Annotated in this window: 17 protein-coding genes and 1 pseudogene; 8 read left to right on the top strand and 10 right to left on the bottom strand. The window is 71.5% G+C overall.

Features of this window, described 5'->3' with window-relative positions; all coding sequences use genetic code 11:
• Positions 1-32 precede the first annotated feature (32 nt).
• The 5 genes from ABD437_RS19035 to ABD437_RS19015 all read left to right on the top strand — a co-directional run bounded on the left by ABD437_RS19035 (position 33) and on the right by ABD437_RS19015 (position 5,413).
• Positions 33-1,130 (top strand): hypothetical protein, encoded by a 1,098-nt coding sequence (locus ABD437_RS19035; protein ID WP_344650207.1) that lies wholly within the window; start codon positions 33-35, stop codon positions 1,128-1,130.
• A complete protein-coding gene (locus ABD437_RS19030) occupies positions 1,127-2,554 on the top strand; it encodes a hypothetical protein (RefSeq protein ID WP_344650206.1) in 1,428 nt (475 codons plus the stop codon). The genes ABD437_RS19035 and ABD437_RS19030 overlap by 4 nt, the downstream gene beginning before the upstream one ends.
• Entirely contained in the window at positions 2,551-3,858 is a 1,308-nt protein-coding gene (locus ABD437_RS19025; protein WP_344650205.1) for an AAA domain-containing protein, read from the top strand. Before ABD437_RS19030 ends, ABD437_RS19025 begins: the two co-directional genes overlap by 4 nt.
• Positions 3,859-4,022: 164 nt before the next feature.
• Entirely contained in the window at positions 4,023-4,886 is an 864-nt protein-coding gene (locus ABD437_RS19020; RefSeq protein ID WP_344650204.1) for a hypothetical protein, read from the top strand.
• A 116-nt stretch (positions 4,887-5,002) separates the two neighbouring features.
• On the top strand, positions 5,003-5,413 hold the full coding sequence (locus ABD437_RS19015; protein ID WP_344650203.1) for a VOC family protein: 411 nt from the start codon (positions 5,003-5,005) through the stop codon (positions 5,411-5,413).
• Positions 5,414-5,622: 209 nt separating this feature from the next.
• Here ABD437_RS19015 and ABD437_RS19010 read toward each other — a convergent pair whose 3' ends face one another.
• A complete protein-coding gene (locus ABD437_RS19010; RefSeq protein ID WP_344650202.1) occupies positions 5,623-6,120 on the bottom strand; it encodes a hypothetical protein in 498 nt (165 codons plus the stop codon).
• On the opposite strand from ABD437_RS19010, the pseudogene ABD437_RS19005 reads away from it, so the two are divergent.
• Both ABD437_RS19005 and ABD437_RS19000 read left to right on the top strand, forming a co-directional pair.
• Positions 6,104-6,343 (top strand): annotated as a pseudogene (locus ABD437_RS19005) (Imm21 family immunity protein); the annotation flags it as partial. The gene ABD437_RS19010 and the pseudogene ABD437_RS19005 overlap by 17 nt on opposite strands.
• Positions 6,344-6,524: 181 nt before the next feature.
• Positions 6,525-6,653 carry a hypothetical protein gene (locus tag ABD437_RS19000; RefSeq protein WP_281174598.1) on the top strand — a complete coding sequence of 43 codons (129 nt, stop codon included), beginning with the start codon at positions 6,525-6,527 and terminating at the stop codon, positions 6,651-6,653.
• A gap of 205 nt (positions 6,654-6,858) precedes the next feature.
• Here ABD437_RS19000 and arfA read toward each other — a convergent pair whose 3' ends face one another.
• Genes arfA through ABD437_RS18975 form a run of 5 tightly spaced genes read right to left on the bottom strand, consistent with a single transcriptional unit; the run spans position 6,859 to position 12,505 of the window.
• Entirely contained in the window at positions 6,859-8,361 is a 1,503-nt protein-coding gene (gene arfA / locus ABD437_RS18995) for an arabinosylfuranosidase ArfA (protein WP_344650201.1), read from the bottom strand.
• Between the two features lie 4 nt (positions 8,362-8,365).
• Positions 8,366-9,247 carry a carbohydrate ABC transporter permease gene (locus ABD437_RS18990; protein WP_344650200.1) on the bottom strand — a complete coding sequence of 294 codons (882 nt, stop codon included), beginning with the start codon at positions 9,245-9,247 and terminating at the stop codon, positions 8,366-8,368.
• Positions 9,248-9,249: 2 nt separating this feature from the next.
• Complete coding sequence (locus ABD437_RS18985; RefSeq protein WP_344650199.1) at positions 9,250-10,152, bottom strand: carbohydrate ABC transporter permease; 903 nt, start codon at positions 10,150-10,152, stop codon at positions 9,250-9,252.
• 13 nt (positions 10,153-10,165) lie between these two features.
• Complete coding sequence (locus ABD437_RS18980; protein ID WP_344650198.1) at positions 10,166-11,482, bottom strand: extracellular solute-binding protein; 1,317 nt, start codon at positions 11,480-11,482, stop codon at positions 10,166-10,168.
• 18 nt (positions 11,483-11,500) lie between these two features.
• Complete coding sequence (locus tag ABD437_RS18975) at positions 11,501-12,505, bottom strand: LacI family DNA-binding transcriptional regulator (RefSeq protein ID WP_344650197.1); 1,005 nt, start codon at positions 12,503-12,505, stop codon at positions 11,501-11,503.
• 109 nt (positions 12,506-12,614) lie between these two features.
• Between ABD437_RS18975 and ABD437_RS18970 the strand changes: the two genes are divergently transcribed.
• Positions 12,615-13,760 (top strand): erythromycin esterase family protein, encoded by a 1,146-nt coding sequence (locus ABD437_RS18970; RefSeq protein WP_344650196.1) that lies wholly within the window; start codon positions 12,615-12,617, stop codon positions 13,758-13,760.
• Between the two features lie 129 nt (positions 13,761-13,889).
• Here the strand turns inward: ABD437_RS18970 and ABD437_RS18965 are convergent, their stop codons facing one another.
• From ABD437_RS18965 to ABD437_RS18950, 4 genes are read right to left on the bottom strand one after another with little or no spacing between them, the layout of a single operon-like run.
• Positions 13,890-15,110, bottom strand: a complete 1,221-nt coding sequence (locus ABD437_RS18965; protein ID WP_344650195.1) for a hypothetical protein — start codon at positions 15,108-15,110, stop codon at positions 13,890-13,892.
• Positions 15,107-15,466: a carboxymuconolactone decarboxylase family protein gene (locus ABD437_RS18960; RefSeq protein WP_344650194.1), complete on the bottom strand. Its 360-nt coding sequence runs from the start codon at positions 15,464-15,466 to the stop codon at positions 15,107-15,109. The genes ABD437_RS18965 and ABD437_RS18960 overlap by 4 nt, the downstream gene beginning before the upstream one ends.
• Complete coding sequence (locus tag ABD437_RS18955; protein WP_344650193.1) at positions 15,463-16,314, bottom strand: NAD(P)-dependent oxidoreductase; 852 nt, start codon at positions 16,312-16,314, stop codon at positions 15,463-15,465. The genes ABD437_RS18960 and ABD437_RS18955 overlap by 4 nt, the downstream gene beginning before the upstream one ends.
• Positions 16,311-17,057: an SDR family oxidoreductase gene (locus tag ABD437_RS18950; protein WP_344650192.1), complete on the bottom strand. Its 747-nt coding sequence runs from the start codon at positions 17,055-17,057 to the stop codon at positions 16,311-16,313. The genes ABD437_RS18955 and ABD437_RS18950 overlap by 4 nt, the downstream gene beginning before the upstream one ends.
• Between the last annotated feature and the right edge of the window lie 2 nt (positions 17,058-17,059).

Below are 17,059 nucleotides of genomic sequence, written 5' to 3'. Positions count from 1 at the left end.
TTCCCGTAGAGACGCCTTCCCCGAGGACCTCCGTGCCGAAGCTTCCCCCACCCGATCCCCGGCTCGCCCTGCTGCGTGGCAGCGTGCCGCCGAAGCGCCACAACGCCCGCACGATCGCGGCGCTGACCACGAACCCGGGGTGCGTCCGGCGCGCGGTGCTCGACACCGCCGGGATCGACAAGGACGCGCTGGCCCGCCACCTCGAGTTCCCGGCCCCGTTCGGCCAGTCGTCGTTCGCGATCACCCGCGGCAACGCCTTCGAGGCCCAGCTGAAGGCCGACGGCTGCGCCGAACTGCTGACGCTGCTGCGCGAGACCCTCGAGCTCGACCTCACCGAGGTCGCGTACGCCGACCTGGAGAGCGTCGGCGACAACACCTCCGAGGACGTCCGGAACACCTACTCCGAGCAGCAGCTGGCCCACGGCGGCGAGAACACGCTGTTCGACCACCCCCTGCTGCGGCTGATCGTGGCCGGACAGAGCGTGTACCTCGAGCCCGACCTGGTCGCGTTCCAGCACCAGGGCCGCTTCCACGTCGTCGAGATCAAGTCGTTCGCGGTGATCGACGGGCAGGCCGACCCGAGCAAGGTGGCGGCCGCCGCGATCCAGTCGGCCGTCTACGTGCACGCGCTGCGCCAGTTGCTCGGCCGCCCCGAGGCCGTCGCCGACGAGGTCGTGCTGGTCTGCCCGAAGGACTTCTCCAACCGGCCGGTCGCCACCAAGGTCGACGTGCGCAAACAGCTGCTCGTGCTCGACCACCAGCTCAAGCGGATGGACGACGTGGACACGCTGCTGAGCGCGCTGCCCGCGGGCCTGTCGCTCGGGCTCGCGCCGGGCCCCGACGGCACCCCCACCCGCCCGGTCGGGGAGCTCACCGCGGCGCTCGGCGAGATGTCCGCGCGGTACTCCCCCGACTGTCTGAGCCACTGCGAGCTCGGCTTCTTCTGCCGCGACGAGGCGACCGGGTGCACCGACGCGCTCGGCACCGCCGTCCGCGAGCAGCTCGGCGGCGTCGACACCGTCGCCGAGGCGCTGCAACTGGCCCAGGGAACCTGGGCCGGCGACGAGTACCAGGCGGAGGTCGCGGCGGTGCTGCGGACCACCGCGCGCGTCTTCTCCGAGACGGCATGAGCGCGATCGCCGCCTACGCGCGGGCGTTGGCGGTCGTCGAGGGTGTCGCCCAGCCGATCACCACCGTCGCCCACGTGCACGTCGCGGCGCGCCCGCTGGTGCTGGTGCCGCTGGCGCTGGCCGGTGAGGCCAACGCGCCGCTGGCCGCGATGGTGGGCACCGACCCGGCCTCGCCCCGCCTGCTGATCGTGCCGCAGCCGCGCGACCGCCAGCTCCGCTTCGCGTTCGCCGCGTCGCTCGCCGACGTGGTGCTCTCCTATCTGGACGAGTTCCCGGTCGCGCTCGCGGGCGAGGAGCCCGTCGCCGCCGACGCACCCCAGCTGTGGGTTCCCAACCGCGGCGGGCTCGCGTTCCTGCGCCTGTTCGGACGCTCGACGCGCTTTCGCCGCACGACCGGCGAGTATCCGGTGGCGCCGGGCGTGCCGGTGCTCGGGCGCTGGCTGACCTGGTTCGCCGAGCGCTCGGAGTACCCGGGCGCGAGCGCGCTGCTGGCCGCCACCGAGGTGCTCGGGGCGCACTGGGCCACCGGGCAGAGCGCGCTGGAGGACGCGAACCTGGCCGCGCTGCTCGGCTGGATCGACCCGCCGGCCGGTTCGTCCGCGCGCGAAGCGGCCCGCGAGGCCGAGGATCCGACGGTGTGGCCGCCCGCCGGGCCGTCGACCGACCCGTCGTTCGACAACGAGGTGCTCGCGCCGGCGATCGCCGCGTACGCCGAGGCCCCGGAGCGCTCGACCGCGCGCCTGGAGCGAGCGCTGCGTGGCCAGACGTTTCCCACCTGGGAACTGACGTGGCGGGCGATCGAGCTGATGCGCACGCTGACGCCGGGCGGGTCGGTCGCGGTGCGGTGGGCCGCCGACTGCCGTCAGTACGCGGGTTTCCACCGGTGGATGGCCGAGGACGGGCTGCCGCAGGCGCGCCGGGACGGTGCCGTCGCGGCGGCCCGGCGGCTGCTCCGGCTGGAGTGGGCCCAGCAGGAGTACACCGTGTCGCGGTCGTTCGACGACCCGCGGGTGATGGCCGACTTCCGGGTCACCGGCGAGGCGTTCCGGGGCACGGTCACCGAGGTCGACGCCGAGCGTCGCGTCGAGAACGAGAACGGCAACCTGGTGAAACGGCCGCTGGTGGTGGTGCGCACCGAGGACCCGGTGCACCTGGCGGTGGGCACCGCGGTCGGCTCGCCGTCGCGGCCGAAACAGTCCGGCCGCGTGCTGGAGACCGACGCCGGGCTGGTGACCGTCGAGATCGCGAAGGGACTGCGCGAGGCGCTGCCCCGCGTCGGCGACGACGTCACCTACAGCAGCGTCCTGTCCTCCGGTGGGCGGGGGCCGAACCTGCCGCCGGTGGAGGACACCCCCTGGACGCACGGCGGCCCCCCGGAGCCGTACGTGCCCACCGACGAGGACGCCGGAGAGACGTGGGAATGACCGACCCCGCGGCCGAGGCCGCACGGACCACCGAGGCGATCCTCGCCGACCTGCGCTCGGGGGCGCACCGCGGGATCGTCGTCGACTCACCACCCGGTGCCGGCAAGTCGACGCTCGTCGTGCGGGCCGCGCTGGAACTCGCGCTGGCCGGCGAGCGGCTGATGATCGTCGCGCAGACCAACGAGCAGGTCGACGACCTGATCGTGCGGCTGTCGGCGTCGCTGTTCGCGGCGCGGCCGGACGCGCGGATCGGCCGGTTGTCGCGGGGCGGGTTCACCGCGCCGCCGCGGCTGGCCGCGCTGCCCAACGTCGTCGTGGCCAGCGGCCTGGCCGACCTGAACGACCCGCTGGTCACGATCGCCACCGCGGCCAAGTGGGCGCACGTGCGTGACGAGGTGTGGCCGTGGGCGATCGTCGACGAGGCCTACCAGATGCGCTCGGACGCGCTGCTCGTGCTCGCGGCCCGGTTCGAGCGGGCGCTGTTCGTGGGCGACCCGGGCCAGCTCGACCCGTTCTCGACCGTGGAGAACGACCGCTGGCGTGGGTTGACCTGGGACCCGATGCAGAGCGCGATCTCGGTGCTGCTGCGCAACAACCCCTCGGTGCCGGTGCATCGGCTGCCGGTGTCGTGGCGGCTGCCGTACTCGGCGCAGGACGTCGTGGCGTCCGCGTTCTACCCGTTCACCGGGTTCCGCACCGGCACCGGGCCGGGCGAGCGCGAGCTGGGTTTCCGCACCGCGGGCCACGGCGTCGAGGACGCGGTGCTGACGACGGCGGCCAAGACCGGGTGGAGTCTGGTGGAGCTGCCCCGGCGGCACACGCTGCGCACCGACGGCGAGGCCGTGGAGGCCGTCGCCGCGATCGCCCGGCGGCTGCTGGAGCGCGGGGCCACCGCCCGGGACGGCTCCGCGGTGACGCCGGTGGGCCCGTCGCGCATCGCGGTCGGCGCCGCCCACCGTGACCAGGTGGCCGCGATCCGGGCCGTGCTGGACCACCCGGAGATCGTGGTCGACACCGCGAACCGCCTGCAGGGCCGCGAGTACGACGTCACCGTGTTCCTGCACCCCCTCTCCGGCCGACGCGACGCGACCGCGTTCCACCTGGAGGCCGGCCGGCTGTGCGTGCTCGCGTCACGCCACCGGCAGGCGTGCATCGTCGTGGCCCGCGCCGGCATCCGCGACCTGCTCGACGCCCACCCGTCCAGCGCCCCCGTGCACCTGGGCGACCCGGTCAAGTTCCCGGACGGCTGGGCCGCCAACCAGACGATGCTCGCTCACCTGGAGCCCCACACGGTCAGCTGGTAGGCCCCGATCGGCCGTCGGCCGATTACGGTTCGTGCGGTGACGTCGGGCGATGCGGCTACTGCGGGCTGATCGGATCAGGCGGGATCCGGGCATCTCCTGTGGTGCTCGAGCGGCGTCCGGCAATCCGCTGCGGTGCGGGTGGGCGGGCAGTAGGGTCCGGGTCCGTGTCCGGCGACTCGGCAGCGGAGGGCAGCGGTCGCGCCGTGGGGCAGCTGATCCGGTACACGCTCCGGGCGCTACCCCGCTCGGCCGCCGTCGGAGTGGGGCTCGTCGCCGGTGCCTGGCTGTTCGGTTTCTGCGTCGAGTTGATCGTCGACTTCGTCCTCGACCGCGTCGAGACCTACGAGGTGCCGCGGCCGGACGTCAGCACGTTCTTCCTGCTGCTCGGAGCAGTGGTGGGCCCGGTAACCGCCGGTGTCCTCCTGGTGCGGGCGGTGGCCGCCGAGAGCCGCGCCGCGAGGCCGCGGGAGGTTCGGCCCGGCCGGGTCGGCGGCCCCGGTCCGATCAGGCCGGCGCCGGAACCCCCGGCCACCGTGGACGACGTCCCGGTCACCGGCCTCGTCGCCGACGCACTGCACGACGCCGCCGGCCAGTTGGCGCCGGGCGCCGACCTCACCACCGGGCGGGTGCTCGTCGCGCTGGTCCGCCTCGACTACCGGCTCGACTGGCAGCGAATCTGGCTCGTCACCGGCGCACCGGAGCAGACCGGGTTGGCGTCGGCGGACGACTCGCCCCCGGCGAGCGCGGTCCGGCCGGACCGCACGACCTGGCGTGAGGTCCGGTTGTCCCCCGAGCTCACGGAGGCGTTCGAGGTGGCGGGGGCGGTACGGCGCCGGTACGGCTATCCGACCGTCGACACCGCGATCTTCACGCTGGGGCTGCTGGCGTTCCGGAACGCGGGCGCGACGAGGGCGCTGCTCTCGCTGGGCCAGGTCGACCACGGCCGGCTGCTGGGGCACGTCCAGGACGACCTGCTCCGGACGAGGCTCCGCGGCCTCCGCGCGATCATCCCGGCCGCCCCGAACTGACTCGGACGGCGGCTCGGGCTCAGGGCCGCTGTTGAGCTGCCGAGCGCTGGACCATGTCCTCCGACGCGCGCTCCGTTCGTCGGTAACGCAGGAATCCCTCGACCGAAGGACGCTCCATGGCCGTCACGCCCGTCACCATCAGCCTTCCGATAGCCGACCGCCGGACGTCGTTCCGCTTCTACCGCGACGGCCTGGCCTTCGAGCCCGTCGGCGAGGCCGCGGACGACGGCGTGCCGGAACCCCTGCAGTTCGCCCTCAACGACGGCGTGCGTCTGATGCTGATCCCCGCCGGCGGCTTCGGCTGGGTCATCGGAGGCCGCGACGTAGCCGGCCGAGGCGTCAGCGAGTGCGTGCTCGATCTCCCCGCCGCCACCGACAACGCCGTGAACACACTGTTCGAGCGGGCCCACCGAGCCGGAGCCGAGATCATCTCCGCCCCGGACCGGCAGCCGTGGGGATACACCGCAACCTTCGCCGATCCGGACGGCCACCTCTGGATGGTGACGTCACCGATCAGTTCGTATTGATACGCAGGCCGGCTTGGGCGACGCCGCCGTACACGAGCAGCGTCATAGCAGCAACAGCTGCGGCGATGGCCAATCGCATTAGAAATCTACGCATGAGCGGCGGCCCCCTCGCCTTCGACGGACCTTTCTCGTCCTCAGAACGGTAGGCGGTCCAACCGACTGGCGCTATATCGCGCGGCGACAGAAAAGTGCGTCACCGAGACGGACCGCTATCTCGTCATGCCCTTTGATAGGGCGGGATGCATCTCCTCGTAGTCGAAACGGGAGGCGTAGAGGTGGCCCACATGGCGTCGCCACAGGTCATCGAGTGTCGCGTCGCCAGCCCTGCCCCGCAGGCCCTGCCCGGAGGCCCCGCGTCCGCGCCACTGCTCATCCGGCATGGCCAGCTCGAGCTCTTCGGTTGGCAGTCGGTCGTCGGCGTCGACAACCCGGCGCCAGCGAATTCGTACACAGTTCCGCCGTCGCTCGTGGGCCGCGAAGGTTTCTCCATCGGCTAGCTCGCCGTGGGCAACGATGCCCGGAAGTGTGTTGCCCTGGCGAAGAAGGTAGACGGGTGTGCCGGGATGGAGGTCGGCCTTCCGCGTACCCGCACTCCACCAGCCGTTGACCGGGTAGCCGGCCGCGGTGGCTCGGATGTCCGCGGCGTAGTCCCCGCCGATGTAGTAATTCGCCGGATCGCCATCCCAGATCATGATGAGAGTGCCCATGCCGAACCAATCGGCACGACCGCCCGGCGGCTCAAGCGGAGTCGACGGGTTTTGGTCTCCGCGAGCACGTCGCCCAGTCACGAAGCAGAGGTCATGTGCCCACCTCGCGGCCGCCGAGTGGGACGACTGCGGGGTCTGGGAGACGGACGGGCCGGCGATCCTGATGGACTCCGCTCACGCCGGCCCCGATATCGACACCGAGTACCCAGACGGCACCGGTAGGCCCGAATACGCGCTGGTTCCCACTCCAGCCGGACGTCGGAGGGTTCGAGCGCTCCACCGGACCGAGCACGAGCGAGTGTTCGGAAGCGAACGTTCCCGCCGTCACGCCGCCGATCGAACCGACCCCGAAAAGACGCGAAGCTATCGGCACCACAGAGACAACACCAAGGAGGCTGGACGACATGAGCGGCTGCTACGACTACGACTACAACCAGTGCAACGACTGGGACTACAACGAGTGCAAGCCGCGCCGTCGCCGCCACCACAAGAAGCGCTACAACGACTGCTGGGACTACAACCCCTGCAGCTGAACCACCTGAACGACGCGGCCCGGAGCGCACCACGCGCCCCGGGCCGTGTCATGTCCGGCAGCCATCGCCCCGGGCCAGCGCGTCCGTCTTCCGCTGCGGCGCGCCGCTGGCGCAGACGAACGCGCGTGTCGCCCGGACCTGGCACCGTTCACCGGCTCCCAGCCGGACCGGTCCGGTGGCCGCACCGGACCGATCCACCCGAGAATCAGGCGCGTTCCAGGCGCACCAAACTCCAGGACAGCGCCGGGAGCTCCAAGGCCACCCGCCCCCCGTCCACCGCCGGTACCTCGAGCGAACGAGGAATTACACGCTCGGGGTCGTCCGCCGTGTTCACCGCGTCGGGGTCGGCGTCGGCGATCGTGACGTGCGACGCCACCCGGTACCCCGGCCAGGCCCGCAGATCCACGTCGACGGACATCGGCGTGGTCTGCGACCGGTTCACCGCGAACAGCGAGACGCCCTCGTCCGGGGTCGCGACCGCCACCGCGTCCAGCACCGGCACCTCCCCCAGCCACTTCGTCTCGTGCCGCGGCGACGTCGGCTCCACCCGCAGCACCGTGCCCCGCCCGTACCGCGACGTCAGCGCGAACGGGTGGTAGGTCGCCTGCTTCCAGGCCGCGCCGCCGGGCGTCGTCATGATCGGTGCGATGACGTTGACCAGCTGCGCCTGGCAGCCGATCTTCACCCGGTCGGCGTGGCGCAGCAGGCTGTTGAGCATCGTGCCCACCACGACCGCGTCGGTCACCGAGTACACGTCCTCGATCAGCGGCGGCGCTTCCCGGATCGCCAGGTTCGCCTCGCCCTCGAACCGCTTGAGGTACCAGACGTTCCACTCGTCGAACGAGATGTCGACCCGCTTCGACCGGCGTTTGACCGCCCGGACGTGATCGGCGGTGGCGATCACCGCGTCGATGAACCGGTCCATGTCCACCGCGCACGCCAGGAAGCTGTCCCGGTCGTCACCGCGCTGCTCGTAGTACGCGTGCATCGAGACGTAGTCGACCTGGTCGTAGGTCTCGCCGAGCACGGTCGCCTCCCACGACCCGAACGTCGGCATCGAGGAGTTGGAACTGCCGCACGCCACCAGCTCGATCGACGGGTCGACCAGCCGCATCGCCTTCGCGGTCTCGGACGCCAGCCGCCCGTACTCGTACGCGGTCTTGTGCCCGATCTGCCAGGGCCCGTCCATCTCGTTGCCCAGGCACCAGGTCTTGATCCCGTAGGGTTCGGCGGCCCCGTTCTTCCGTCGCAGATCCGACCAGTACGTGCCGCCGGGCAGGTTGCAGTACTCGAGCAGTTCCCGGGCGGCGTCGATGCCCCGGGTACCGAGGTTCACCGCCATCATCGTCTCCGCGCCGATGCCCGACGCCCACGGGACGAACTCGTCCACCCCGACCCGGTTGGTCTCCAGCGACCGCCAGGCCAGGTCGAGCCGGGTGGGCCGGTCGTCGACCGGCCCGATCCCGTCCTCCCACTTGTACCCGGAGACGAAGTTTCCGCCGGGATAGCGGATCAACGGAACGCCCAGCTCACGGGCCAGCCCGGCGACGTCCTCCCGGAAACCCTCCGGGGAGGCGGACGGGTGACCGGGCTCGTAGATGCCCGTGTACACACACCGTCCCATGTGTTCCACGAACGACCCGTACAACCGCGGGTCGACCTCCCCGACCGAGAAGGCCGGATCGATGGTCAGTGACGCTTGCAGCACGAACTCACCCCTTGATACCGGTACCGGCGATGCCCTCGACGATGTTCCGCTGGAACAGCAGGAACACCGCGACCAGCGGCACCGCACCCAACACCGCCGTCGCCATCGTGTCGGCGTAGCGGATCCCGAACGCGCCCTGCACCGTCGCCAACCCCACCGGAATCGTCATCAGGTCGGGGTTGGTCAACACCAGGAGTGGCCAGAGCAGGCTGTTCCACGCCCAGACGAACGTGAAGATCGAGACCGCGGCGACCGCGGGCCGGGCCAGCGGTAACACGATCTGCCAGTACACCCGGAAGAACCCGGCACCGTCGACGCGGGCCGCCTCCTCCAGGTCGGCCGGCAGACCGTCGAAGAACTGCTTGAAGATGAAGACGGCGATCGCGGTCGGCGCCTGCGGCAGCGCGACGGCCCAGAACGTGTTGAGCAGGCCGAGCGACTGGAACTCGCGGAACTGCGGCACCATCAGCACCTGCGACGGCACCATGATGCCCGCCAGGATGAACCAGAACACCAGCGTGCGGTACTTGAAGCGCATCCGGGACAGCGCGAACGCGGCCAGGCTCGCGGTCACCACGGTCAGCACCGCGGAGAGGGCCGAGGCGATGAACGTCGAGGCCCACCACTGCAGCATGTCGGTGTCGGTGAAGACGCGGCCGAACGCGGCGAGCGTCGGGTTCTCGATCCACCAGGTGGTGTTGACGGTCTCGGCGTTGGGTTTGAGTGCGGTGTCCAGCGCCCACAGGATCGGCACGAGCCAGAGCAGCGCGAACGCGATCAGCACCCCGACGCAGATCCGGTTGAAGATCGCGATGCGCCGGTCGACGGTCGCGACCGTCACGGTGCGATCGGCCCGCACGGGCGGCGCCAACGTCTCGGTGACCATGCTCAGGCCTCCTTCTGCTGCGAACGGACGAGCCGGAACCAGACGATCGACACGGCCAGCACGACGAGGAAGAACAGCATCGAGACCGCGGACGCGTAGCCGACGCGGTAGTTCGTGAAGCTCTCGTCGTAGACGTACTGCAGGAGCGAGCGGGTGGAGTAGTTCGGTCCGCCGGAGGTCATGATGTACATCTGGTCGAACACCTTCAGCGACGCGATGACCTGCAGCACCGCCACCAGCGTCGTGGTGCGGCCGAGCAGCGGGATCGTGATGTGCCGGATCTGCTGCCACGGGCCGGCGCCGTCGAGCGCGGCCGCCTCGTAGAGGTCACGCGGGATCTCCTGGAGCCCGGCCAGGTAGAGCACGAAGTTGAAGCCGATCGTCCACCAGACCGTGGTCATCGCCAGCGCCGGCATCGCCCACGTCTCGCTGCCGAGCCAGTTCGGGGCCGTGATGCCGATCTTCGCCAGCGTCGTGTCGAGCAGGCCGATGCCGGGCGACAGGATCCACATGAAGATCAGCGCGACGACCGCGGACGGCAGCACGTACGGCAGGAAGAACGCCAGGCGGTAGAACCACTGGCCGCGCCCGACGCGGTTGGCCAGCAGGGCCAGCACCAGCGCGAGGATCACCAGCGGCGGGGTGGTGAGGATCGTGAACCAGAACGTGTGCCACAGCGACGACCAGAAGTCGGAGCTGCCCAGCGCGTCGGCGTAGTTCTGCAGCCCGGCGAACGTCGACAGGCCGGACTTCACCATGCTGGTGTCGAAGAAGCTCATCACCAGGCCGTAGAGCGCGGGCCCGACGATGAACAGCACGTACAGGATCAGGAACGGGGCCAGGAAGGCGGCGGCGGAGCGCCCCTGCCCGGGTGCGCGGCCGGGCCGCAGCGCGGGTGTGGTCATCAGTGACTCCCGGTCAGATCGGCGAGGCGGTCGCGGCGAGGTTCTCGAGCTTCGTACGCATGTCGTCGAGCGCCTGCTGCGGCTCGGTGAGGCCGGCCAGCGTGGCCCCGACCGCGGAGCCGGTGACGATCTCGAAGTTCGAACCGGAGCCGGAGTACCAGCCCTCCGGGTCGTAGGCCGCGCTGTCGGCGGCGCTCGCGTACTGCGCCTGCGGCTGCAGGGCCTTGAACTCGGCGCTGTCGCGGAACGGCAGCCACGAGGGGACGTGCCCGCCCTCGGCCCAGGCCTTGCTCTGGTCGAGCAGACTGCGGATGAACTGCAGCGCGCGGTCGAGCCGGTCCGGCGTCAGCTTCGGGCTCTTCGGGACGACGAGCGTGTGCGAATCGGCCTGCACGGCGTACTGGCCCTCGTCGAACACGTGCGGGAACGGCGCCATCGAGAACGGCGTCTTCGCCGTCTGGAACGTGGTGATCTCCCACTCGCCCTGGAACAGGAACGCGGTGCGGCCGGCCGAGAAGTCCGCGATCGAACCCTGGTAGTCGGTCTTCTCCGGGAACAGGCCGCTCTTGGTCAGGTTCCGCAGGAACGTCAGCGTCTTCAGCGCCTTTGCGTCGTCGATCACGACCTTGGTGCCGTTGTCGGCCAGCATCTGCCCGCCGAGCTGCGCGTAGAGCGACTGGTACGCGCGCCAGGCGGTGACGACCTCGGAGCCGAGCGCGATCGCGCCGGCGAACCCGCCGCTGGCCGCCTTCGCTTTGTCCATCGCGTCCAGAAAGGCCGATTCGCCCTTGAGCGGCTTGATCACGCCGTCGGCGTCGAGCAGGCCGGCCTTCTCGCAGATCTCGGTGTTGTAGAACATCACGAACGGGTGCGTGTCCAGCGGGATCGCGTAGGCCTTGCCGTCGACCAGCCCGGCCTCCCAGGCGCGCTGGTTGAACTTGTCCGGCGTGAGGCCGGCGCGTTCGAGCACGTCCGGCTCGAGCTCCTGCAGCAGGCCGCCCTCGACCATCGACTTGGCCCGGGTGAGGTGCGCGACCGCGACGTCGGGCGGCTTGTTCCCGACCGTCGCCAGCGAGAGCTTCGTGTAGTAGGGGTTGCCCCAGTTGAACGTGGTGCCCTTGAGCGTGATGTCGGGGTTGGCGTTCCGGTAGGTGTCCAGCATCGACTGCATGCGGACGCCGTCGCCGCCGCCGAAGAGGTCCCAGAACTGCAGCGTGCTCGCCGGTTCGCCGGCCGTGGTGAGGCCGGACGCGACCGAGCAGCCACTGGTCGCGGCGAGAACGCCGGCTCCTAGTGCGCCGGCGAGTAAGGATCGTCGGGAAAAGGTCATCGCTGTCCTTTCCGTGTATTACGGGGGTGGGGCAGTGGAAGAGCGGACGACCAGCTGCACCGGCAGCAGGTCACGAGGCGGGGTGTCCTCGCCGCGGATCCGGGCGAGCAGCAGTTCGGCGGCGCGGGCCCCGGTCTCCTCGAACGGCACCCGCACCGTCGTCAGCGGCGGCGCGGCGAAATCGGCCAGCGGCAGGTCGTCGCAGCCCACCACCGAGCACCGCTGCGGCACCGGGACGCCACGGGCACGCAGCGCGGCCAGCACCCCGAACGCCATGGTGTCGTTGTGGGCGAAGATCGCGGTGACGTGCGGGTCGGCGTCGAGCAGCTCGTGGGTGACCGCGGCCGCGCTGCGCGCGTCCCAGTCGGTCGCGCACACCCGCCGGTCCGGCAGCTCCACGTCCGCCGCGTGCAACGTCTCCCGGAAACCACTCGTGCGGCTGACGACGACCCGGCGCGCGGTCGGGCCGGTGACCGTGGCGATGGCCCGGTGCCCGAGCTCGAGCAGGTGCTCGGCCGCGAGCACGCCGGTGCGGCGGTGATCGGAGCCGACCGCAGGCACCCCGCCGCCCGGGATGTGGTTGAGGGTCACGGCCGGGATCGGGCCACGCAGGTACTCGCCGACGCTCTCGTCCTCCTCGACGCTCGGCGCGATGACCAGGACGCCGTTGACGCGGTACTCCTGGAGCCGGCGCAGCGGGCCGTCGCTGCCCTGCGTGGTGGTGGCGACGAGCGCGGCGTGGCCCTGGCTCTCGATCGTGCGCTGCGCGGCGACGACGAAGCGGGACAGCGACGCGTCGGAGAAGTCGTCGGCGAGGATGCCCACGGTGAGCGAATCGCGGCGGACCAGCCCGCGGGCCAGCGCGTTGGGCACGTAACCGAGGTGGCGGGCGGCCTCCAGGATGCGCTCGCGCGTCTGGGCCGAGACGACGCCGGAGTTGCCGTTGAGCACCTTGCTGGCGGTCTGGAAGCTGACCCCGGCGCGCTCGGCGACGTCTTTGAGCGAGACGTACAGGGGGACCACCTCCCGTGTGATCGTTCACACCGACCGGTTAGGCGAACGTTCGCCTTCGGCAGGATGCTCTGTGCGCGACGACAGTGTCAAGGATCACTTCGCTCGCTAGGGTGGCCGGGTGTTCACCGCGTATGTGACCGATAACTTCCACCCGCTGAGCACCGAGGAGCCGGTGTTCCCGCTCGACGACCTGACCGGCGTCCGGGTGGTCGCGATCGGTGAGAGCGCCCACTGGGTGCCGGAATACACGCAGCTCCGGCACCGGTTGCTGCGGTCGCTGGCGTCCCGGGGCGGCCCCGTCGTGTTCGCGCTGGAGTCCGGGTTCTCGGAGGGCCGGCTCGTCTCGGAGTGGTTGGCCGGAGGCCCCGGCGACGTCCGGGCGGTCGCGGACGAGGGCCTCACCTACCGCATGGGGCGGTGCGCCGAGATGCGTGCCCAGCTCACCTGGGCGCGCTCGGCCGGGGTGGCCTACGCCGGGCTCGATCTGCCCGGCTCGGCGGCCACCCCGCTGCCGACGCTGCGCCGGCTGCCGGCCGAGTTCCCGTTCGTCGACGAGCTGATCACCCGCACGGAGAAGTTCGCGAGCGAGCACGCCCTGCACACCTACGCCGCGTACGCCGCGCTCGACGAGGCCGACCGGGACGCGCTGACCGCGCGCTGGGCGTCGCTCTCGGCCTGGGCCGACGTGCAGGTGCCCGGCCTCGACCCGGTGGTGCGGCACGAGGTGCGGCTGGGCGTGCTGTTCGACCAGATGCTCCGCGGCCACGCGACGCGCTCAGCACTCGCGGCCGCCGCCCGGGACCGAGCTCTGGCCGAGACCGTGTTCTGGCTGCTGGACTACCATCCGGACGCGACGATCGTGCTCGGCGCCGCGAACGGCCACCTCCAGCGGACGCCGATCAGCGTCCCGGGCCTGCGGGTCTCGCCGGCCGGGCACCACCTGGCGGCGCGACTCGGCTCCGCGTACCTGGCCGTGGCGGTCACGGCGGTGGCCGGTCGCACGCCCACCCGGCGACCGTCGCCGTCCGCACCGGGCGGCGTCGAGATCGCCGTCGCCGACCTGGAGCCCCCACGCCCGGACGCGATCGAGGCGGCGCTGCCGCACCGGCTCGGCCGGCTCGACCTGCGCGGAGCGCGGGGGCTGCCGGACGCGCCGACCGCGATCCGTGTGCAGGACACCTATCTGGAGGGTCCGGTGGCGGACGCGTACGACGTAGTGGTCGGCGTGCCGTCGACGACAGTGTCGGAGTGGCTCGAGACGTAAGCGGGTGGCCCGGGCGGGACCGCGAGTTTTCGGGTCCACCTCGGTGCGGGATACCCCGACTGGCCGTCGTCAGCCCGGGAACTTGTCGGCGGCACCGGCGAGGGCCGGGAAGCATGACGAGGGTCGACGTCAGGTCGGGATCACCGGTAACGAACGTCGTGGCCGGAAGCGGAAGTCGGCGCCGGTGCTGAACCGGGTGACCGCCACCTCGTCGAACTCGGCGTGCGGGCGCTCGCCGGCCTGCACCCGCAGCGTCCAGTCGGTCGCGGTGCCGGCCACCTCGACGTCGAAGCGGGGATCGGCCGCGCGCACGATCGCGGCCAGGGGCCGAGCGGCGTGCGGTCCGCAGAGCGCGGGCCAGCCGCCGTCGGCGTGGGCCGGGGACCGGGCGACCTCGAGCCGGCCGCCGACCCGCTCCGCCAGCACGTATCCGGCCGGGTTGAGCAGCGGGTGCAGTTCCAGCAGCCTCAAGGCGGCCGCCTCGTCGGTGCCCAGGCGAAGGGCCCGGCGGAGCCGTTCGGCGGTGAGCCCGGCGATTCCGGTCAGCTGTTTGCCGGTGATCTCGCGAACCCCGTCCGCGCCGGTCCGCGCCGCGAGTGCCCGCATGAAGCCCAGCGCCAGCAGGTGCATCTGCAGCACGACCTCGTCGGCGATCCGGATCAGCGCCGAGCGGGAGAAGGCGCTGAAGTCGACGTCGCCGAGCAGCGGGCCGGTGTAGTCGGCGGCGCCGTCGTCCGCGTCGTCGATCGGATCGAGGACCCAGGCCGCGGCCCGGCTGCGGCGCAGCGCCCGGCAGCCCGCGGTCTCGGCCGCCGGTGGCTGGGCGTCGTCGATCACCACCGTCCAGGCGCAGTGCGGCTGCCGGTCGGCCGGCGCGCGCGGCGGGCGGTGCACCGATCGCACCCGGGCGTGGGGATTGGTGGCCACCGCGGTGGCGTCGAACGTCGGATCCTCGATGTCGTGGCACATCGAGGTGACGTAGGCCGGCCCCATCGGCTCGACGTCCATCAACGCACCGCAGGAAGCCAGGGAGAAAGCGCCGTGCCAGCGGTCCTGCACGGTGAAGCGGAAGTCCATGAACTGCGGGGGAGCTCCGATGTCGAGCTGGAGCCCCTTGAAGATCGTGACCACGTCGGTGCCTTCGAACCGCAGGGCCCGCTGCATCCGGCGGGTGTAGATCGGGCTGGCCGCCGCCCACTCCTCGATCGCGATCCGGGCCATCTCCTCGCGACCGAACGCCTGAATGCACCAGGCCATCCCGGACCGGTCGATCAGCTGTCCGCACAGCAGCAGCTCCGGTACGAGCACGGCCAGGTCCGCCCGATCCAGGCTCGCGTAGTGGCTGGTCATTTCTTCCGAGCCGTGCGGATGGCGTCCTCGACGACGGTGTTGAGGCGCGCCCCCATCGGCCAGCCGGCGTAGTGGGAAAGGAAGACGACGATTTCGCGAAGCGCCGCCTCGTCCAATTCGCCGTTTTTCAGTGCGGCCGGAACCTGGATGCTCAGGACGTCGGCGGAGTTGGTGCCGGCCAGCAGGCCGATCAGCAGGAGCCTGCGGTCACGCGTGCTCAGCCCGGGTCGGCACCAGATCTCGGCGAACAGATGGTCCGCGGTGTAGCGGAAGAACTCGCCCGGCCCATCCTGCATGTCCCAGCCGTAGACCTCTTCCATCTTCCGCAGACCACGGTTGCGCGTGTCGTCGGTCATGCCTGTCCTTCCGACGGAAACCCGAGGGCCGGCCCCAGCTCGCGCAGCGCGCGCCGGGCCAGCGGCACGTCGACGCCGAGCCGGTCGGCCAGTTCGACGGCGAAACCGAGATCCTTCTCGCCGAGCGTCCAGGCGTGCTCGAGCGACCCCCGGAACGGATAGTCCGCCGCCACCGGCGCGGTCGTGTCGCGAATCAGCACCGCGCCGGGGCCGCCGGTGATCGCATCGGTGTGGCGCACCACTTTGCCCAGCGCGATCAGGTCCAAGCCGGCCGCTTCGGCCAGCCGGGCCGCCTCCCCCGCGGCGGCGAACGCGACGAAATGCAGCAGGTTACGGGCCAGCTTGAACCGGGTTCCGGCGCCGATCGGGCCGGCATGCACGACCCGCCGCCCCATCAGCCGCAGCGGGCCTTCGGCGGCGGCGAACGTCTCCTCGTCACCGCCCACCAGAATGGCCAGGGAGCCGTCGGCGGCGCCCATTCCGCCGCCGCTGACCGGGGCGTCGATCACCCGGATCCCGTGCTCCGCGGCGACCGCGGCGAGCTCGGCCGGTGTGTCCGGCGCCACCGTGGAGTGGATCGCGACGATCAGGCCCGGCTGAGCGGCCGGGAGCATCTCGGCGAGCACCTGGCGGACCTGCTGGTCGTTCCGGACCATCACACCGACCAGCCCTACCTGTCCGACCAGCTCGGTGACCGAACCCGCGACCTTCGCCCCGGCGCGTTCCAGCTCGGCCGGCGGCTCGGGTGCGACGTCGTACACCACCAGGCCGCCGGGCCAGGCCAGCAGCCGCTGGGCCATCGGCTTGCCGATCGTCCCCAGACCGACGAACCCCACCGGGCCGGTCACCGGAACACCTGCCCGCCGTCGACGCAGAGGATCTGCCCGGTGACCAGGGACGCCTCGTCGCTGAGCAGGAACAGGCAGGCCCCGACCAGGTCGGTCGGCTGACCGAGCCGTTTGAGCGCGGTGGCGCTCACGAGAGCCTCGGCCGCCTCGCCGGCCTGCTTGCGGGTGGCTTCGGTGTCGGTGGGGCCGGGCGCGATCGCGTTCACCCGGATGCCCATACCGCCCAGCTCGTGGGCCAGCTGCTGGGTCAGCCCGTTGACTCCGGCCTTGGCCAGCCCGTAGAAGCCGGAGTAGAGCCAGGCCGCGGTCGAGCTCTGGTTGACGATCGCGCCGCCGCCGCGTCGCCTCATGTGCCGGAAGGCCGCGCGGGTCATCACCAGCGCGCCGTCCAAATTGACCGCCATGAACCGGCGGTAGTAGTCCCAGTCGACGTTCAGCAGCAGTTCGAAGGCCATGTCGCCGTAGATCGCGGCGTTGTTGACCAGCAGGTCCAGCCCGCCGTACTCGGCCACCGCGCGCTCGGCCACGGCTTCGGCCGACGCCGGGTCGGCGACGTCGGTGCGGACGAACAGCGCCCGGCCGCCGTCCTTGACCAGGCCGGCGGCGACCTGCTCGCCGGCCTCCTCGGCCAGGTCGGCCACCACCACGGCGGCGCCCTCGGCGGCCAGCCCCCGCGCGTAGGCCTCGCCGATGCCCCGCGCTGCACCGGTGACGATCGCCGTCTTGCCCTCGAAGCGCTGCATAG

It is taken from the genome of Cryptosporangium japonicum (assembly GCF_039524755.1).
Taxonomy (GTDB): Bacteria; Actinomycetota; Actinomycetes; order Mycobacteriales; family Cryptosporangiaceae; genus Cryptosporangium; species Cryptosporangium japonicum.
This window is presented reverse-complemented; position numbering and strand designations above follow the sequence as displayed.

Excerpts from the sequence above, each read along its gene's own strand:
- ABD437_RS19010 (WP_344650202.1), bottom strand. The coding sequence starts at position 6,120 with ATGGGCACTCTCATCATGATCTGGGATGGCGATCCGGCGAATTACTAC.
- ABD437_RS19015 (WP_344650203.1), top strand. The coding sequence starts at position 5,003 with ATGGCCGTCACGCCCGTCACCATCAGCCTTCCGATAGCCGACCGCCGG.
- ABD437_RS18990 (WP_344650200.1), bottom strand. The coding sequence starts at position 9,247 with ATGGTCACCGAGACGTTGGCGCCGCCCGTGCGGGCCGATCGCACCGTG.
- ABD437_RS18980 (WP_344650198.1), bottom strand. The coding sequence starts at position 11,482 with ATGACCTTTTCCCGACGATCCTTACTCGCCGGCGCACTAGGAGCCGGC.
- ABD437_RS19000 (WP_281174598.1), top strand. The coding sequence starts at position 6,525 with ATGAGCGGCTGCTACGACTACGACTACAACCAGTGCAACGACTGGGAC.
- ABD437_RS18965 (WP_344650195.1), bottom strand. The coding sequence starts at position 15,110 with ATGACCAGCCACTACGCGAGCCTGGATCGGGCGGACCTGGCCGTGCTC.
- ABD437_RS19030 (WP_344650206.1), top strand. The coding sequence starts at position 1,127 with ATGAGCGCGATCGCCGCCTACGCGCGGGCGTTGGCGGTCGTCGAGGGT.
- ABD437_RS18950 (WP_344650192.1), bottom strand. The coding sequence starts at position 17,057 with ATGCAGCGCTTCGAGGGCAAGACGGCGATCGTCACCGGTGCAGCGCGG.
- ABD437_RS19025 (WP_344650205.1), top strand. The coding sequence starts at position 2,551 with ATGACCGACCCCGCGGCCGAGGCCGCACGGACCACCGAGGCGATCCTC.
- ABD437_RS18985 (WP_344650199.1), bottom strand. The coding sequence starts at position 10,152 with ATGACCACACCCGCGCTGCGGCCCGGCCGCGCACCCGGGCAGGGGCGC.
- ABD437_RS18960 (WP_344650194.1), bottom strand. The coding sequence starts at position 15,466 with ATGACCGACGACACGCGCAACCGTGGTCTGCGGAAGATGGAAGAGGTC.